This window comes from Halomonas sp. BC2, from assembly GCF_002078115.1.
GTDB lineage: Bacteria > Pseudomonadota > Gammaproteobacteria > Pseudomonadales > Halomonadaceae > Vreelandella > Vreelandella stevensii.
The window spans coordinates 39,590-40,122 of record NZ_LFGT01000004.1 but is presented as its reverse complement, the minus strand read 5'-3'; the positions used below and the strand labels follow the sequence as shown (position 1 = coordinate 40,122).

The 533-nt window shown below is 44.7% G+C and carries 1 protein-coding gene; it reads right to left on the bottom strand.

The window, feature by feature from the left end; translation table 11 throughout:
* Positions 1–250 precede the first annotated feature (250 nt).
* Positions 251–424: a hypothetical protein gene (locus B7L71_RS17255; RefSeq protein ID WP_161793469.1), complete on the bottom strand. Its 174-nt coding sequence runs from the start codon at positions 422–424 to the stop codon at positions 251–253.
* Between the last annotated feature and the right edge of the window lie 109 nt (positions 425–533).

The window sequence follows — 533 nt, the reverse complement described above, 5'->3', positions numbered from 1 at the left end:
AACATCAGAAAGCGAGCGACTGGAGCAGGGGTCGGCGATCACGTCTGCTTGGACGGCCGCAATTGATTCCAAAGAGCTATAAGTAAGTAGGAAAAGGGCTGCGTTCTGGCATTACTCAACAGCCACTCGCGCTGAAGATGCGAATCCTGATAAGCAATGCCAACAGCCAGTACCTTCAGACCGCTCAATCAGCGCCCTCGTGAATAAGGCGGGTTAATGACCATGCACCGATGTTTATCGCAATAATGCATTATTGCTGAGTGGACTCATGTTTTTTAAATGCCGCATTTTCGTGCTTTATAATACTGACCGTTAATAAAAGGCATAAACCTACGCCAACGATCAAACTCGCCGAGATAATAGCGGGATGACTGGAAAAGAACAGGTAATTAATGGCACTTTGCAAATCGGTACTGGTTTCCATTGTTGTCTCCTCAACGTTTCTTAGGATATGTCTGGCAACTACTTTTTTACATGATCATTATTTAGCGCATGCTCGAGGTAAGATGCAGAGTTATCGCGATTAACTAATA